Annotated in this window: 2 protein-coding genes; both read left to right on the plus strand. The window is 70.5% G+C overall.

Going from position 1 to position 3,578, the window contains the following annotated elements:
* Positions 1-304 precede the first annotated feature (304 nt).
* Positions 305-2,584, plus strand: a complete 2,280-nt coding sequence (tap, locus tag ACH4C6_RS36190; protein ID WP_398112816.1) for a telomere-associated protein Tap — start codon at positions 305-307, stop codon at positions 2,582-2,584.
* Between the two features lie 15 nt (positions 2,585-2,599).
* Positions 2,600-3,157: a telomere-protecting terminal protein Tpg gene (gene tpg / locus ACH4C6_RS36195; RefSeq protein WP_398112817.1), complete on the plus strand. Its 558-nt coding sequence runs from the start codon at positions 2,600-2,602 to the stop codon at positions 3,155-3,157.
* Positions 3,158-3,578 lie beyond the last annotated feature (421 nt).

The following is a 3,578-nucleotide window of genomic DNA, read 5'->3' on the forward strand; positions in this document are numbered from 1 at the left end:
GGCGGACGTCTCGGAAGAATGCCGCCGCTTGCGAACCGCTCTGACTCATGGCCACCGAGCCTACCGTTCCCCAACACTCATTTCGTTAGAGGCTGGTACTACTCCACCCTTCTAGGAAGCGGCGGCCTGTGTTGAGTCGAGGCAGCTGTCGGCTAGCCCTGGCTTGTTCTGGTGTACGGGCCACGGCTCCAAAGCGTGGGCGGTGGGGTACGTGTGCGGCGAGCATTCCATACGCACGCAAGAAGTACGCATGTCGTACGCCAAGCGTACGACAATCCGGTAGAGTCGAGGGCGGAGGTGTGTCATGTCGGAGTTGTTCGATGCCGTGGACGCGCTGGTCGCATCCCGGTCCCCGCTGCCGCCGCCAGCGGAGCGCAGGCGGCTGCGCCAGGCTCACGCCCTCACACTGGACGAGGTGGCCGCCGTGCTGCGGGTGCGGCGGGCGACCGTCGGTGCGTGGGAGTCGGGCAAGACTGAGCCCAGGCCGCCGGAGCGGGAGGCGTACGCACGCCTGCTGGATCAGCTCGCGACGCTCTACCCCACCCCGGAGAGCACCGGTGCCGACCAGGAGGGCGCGGGTGCGGAGCAGAAGGACACCGCGGTGCCGCAGCCCGCTGCGCCGCCCGCAGCCAAGACCACGGCCGCGGCGCCGTCGACGCCGACGGTGAGCCCGGCGAAGGCGCCGCCGAGCGAGCCGAACAGCACGGCCACAACCCGGGCCGGGGCAGAGGATACCTGCTCCGCTCCCCCGGCGGCGGGCCCGCGTGCCGAGCGCGCATCGCAGGGCTCGCGTCGTCCGGGTGCGAAGGAGGCCGCCCGCCCGGCGAACACGCACGCGCCCGGCGGTGTGTACGCGCACGGCCCGCTACTCGTTCTCGATGCCGACACGGACCGCCAGGTGACCGGCTACGGCGTCGGCGGTCTGATCCTGGACGTGCCCGCCAAGTCGCTGCCCGCGCTAATCGAGTGGACGCTGGCCGAGGCGCGGCTCGGGGCGGAGAGGCTGCACGGTTCGGGCAAGGACGCCGACCCGCTGCTGGTGCTCACCGAGGCCGTATGCGAGCGCTACGGCCTGCCCGCCTCGCTGTCGGAGTCCGAGCGACTCGCCGGGCGGCTGGCAGAGGGGCACAAGGTCGTCAAGCAGCTTCAGCGGGCCGAGTGGCAGCTCACCAAACGAGGGCTGGGGCCGTGGGCGCGGATCTACCGCCCCGCCCAGGGCGGGCGCCGGCAGTGCGTGCAGCTGTGTATCCCGTCCTGGCGCGCCCTGGACGGGCGCGCGTGGGGTCATGCCGCGCGGCTCGAGCCGGCGGAGTTGGCCCGGGTGCTGGGTGTGTATGCGCAGCGGGTGATGACGCCGGTGGGTTCGCCCGCGGTGACGGGGCTGCAGTTGATGACCGTGCTGAACCCGCCGACCCGTGCGAGCGAGCCGGACGCCGAGGGCCGGCGTCATTCCGAGCACCGGCCCGGCTCTTTGGGCACGCAGCCGGTCGACCCGGCGCCGTGCGAGGCGCCCGACGGGCACCCCGTCCTGGCCGACCTGCCCCGCTTCCATGTACGCGGCCCCGAGGAGAAGCTGTTCGAGGAGGCCTACGACTGGGCGCGGGATCTCACCGACGCCGAGTGCATGAAGCGGCACCTGGTCGGCCTCGATGTGAACCTGGCGTTCGCCGCGGGCGCCAATGGCGCCGTCGTCGGTCTCGCGTCACCACCCGTGCACGTCACCCGGCCCGCGTTCGATGCGTCGCTGCCCGGCTCGTGGCTGGTCGACCTCTCCCACGTCGATCCGTCCCGGATGAAGGTGGGCAAGCAGTGGCGCGACCTCGACGGCGACCTGCTGCCCAGCCCGTTCACGCCGTCCGGCCGGCGCCCGACGGGTCCGGCCTGGTATGCCACGCCCACCGTGGCGTATGCCGTCGAACTCGGCTACGACGTCGCCCCGGTGGAGGCGTGGGTTCGCCCCGAGCACGGCCGGTTCCTGGACGGCTGGTACAAGCGGCTGCGCGATGCCTACGTCGCAACCATGGCCGATCTCGGCGTGGGCGAGAAGCTGTCCCCGACCGAGTTCCTGAAAGCGATGGACGGCTACAAGAGCCGTGATGCGGAGCTGGGCATCGTCGTGGACGCGGTAAAGATGACCGTCAAGGGCGGCATCGGCAAACTGCGGGAGAAGGCGCGCGGCGGCGGCTGGAAACCAGGACAGCCCTGGCCCGCCCTCGCCCGCCCGACGTGGCGGCCCGACATCCGTGCCGCCGTGATCTCCCGGGCCCGGATCAACATGCACCGCAAGATGGCCGCCCTTGCCGCGGCCACCGGGCAGTATCCGGTCGCGGTCCTCTCCGACTGCGCCGTGTACGCCGCCGACGGGCCCAGCCCGCTCGACGTCCTGCCCTACGACTCGGGCGGCAAGACCGTGCCGGGCAGCTTCCGGCTCGGCGTCTCCCCGGGGATGGTTAAACACGAGGGAACCCAGAGCGTGCTGTGGGGCTCAGGCGTGCTCGAGCAGCTCGCCGGTGACGGCCACGTCGCCAACCTCGCCCGCTACATCAAGACCGGCGAGGTCACCGCCAAGGACACCGGAGTATAAGGGGAATTCGCAGCGATGGTCACGGTCGGGGAAGGACTCGACAAAGCGGTGCAGGGCGCGTTCACGCGCCCCATCCCGAAATCCGCCGGAGCACAGATGCGCTACCTCGTCCGCCAGCACCAGCGCAGCACCAGGCGCGTGGCCGAGCTGCTCGGCATCAGCCAGCGCACCGTCGAACGCTATGTGAAGAACCAGATCAAGACGCCCCGCCCGGAACTCGCCGACCGGCTCGAACGCGAGGTCCGCGCCCGCTGGCAGCCACAGATAAAAGCCAAGGCCAAACAGACGGCCGCCGCCACCGACGGCATCATGATCGATGTCCAGGGCCGCTTCGGCTACACCGCCGCACCCGGCAGCACCGACGACGCCCGCATCCGACACCTCACCCTCGCCCTGCCCCCACAACACGCCGCCCGCCTCTTCACCGCCCAGGAGGAAGGCGCCACCGAAGACCAACTCCGCCAGATCGCCGCCCAGGCCCTGGGCGAGGTCTACTTCCGCGACAACGGCCACCGCGCCCACGGTCTCGAAGTCGAACTCACCGACCTCATCGACCTGGAATTCGAGCTGTAGCCGGGCCAGCACACACCCACATCAGGCGGCAATGTGGCCGGCGTACAAGTGGCCTGTCAGCTGGCGTGCGGCGGTTCACTGCCGTTTGGTTCGCGTCTCTCGGCTCGGTGCCCGAGCACGGAGCTGCTCGGGCTGCGGGCGAATGTTGCAGCTCATGAATACCGCCACTTCACCAGTGGGCCCGCACGAGGGCCGAGGCGATCGTCGGCGCCGTGACCGGTACCTCCCGCACCCCCCACGAGCCTTCTGCTTGACCGGTTCGGCACTGTGGGCCGCCTGCAAATGGTTGGCCGCACTACGCCGCTGCACCGCGCTGGGCAGCATCCTTAGAGGTCCTAACAAAGGCGTTGGACGTGCCGGTGGGTGATCAGGCAGGTCGCGAGGCCGAGGAAGGCTTCGTGGATGTCGTCGCGCCGTTCCC

The sequence above is a fragment of the Streptomyces sp. NPDC017943 genome, assembly GCF_044328425.1.
GTDB classification, from domain to species: Bacteria; Actinomycetota; Actinomycetes; order Streptomycetales; family Streptomycetaceae; genus Streptomyces; species Streptomyces djakartensis_A.

What these genes read in the sequence shown, in the direction of transcription:
- tap (WP_398112816.1), top strand. Translation starts at nt 305, where the DNA reads ATGTCGGAGTTGTTCGATGCCGTGGACGCGCTGGTCGCATCCCGGTCC.
- tpg (WP_398112817.1), top strand. Translation starts at nt 2,600, where the DNA reads ATGGTCACGGTCGGGGAAGGACTCGACAAAGCGGTGCAGGGCGCGTTC.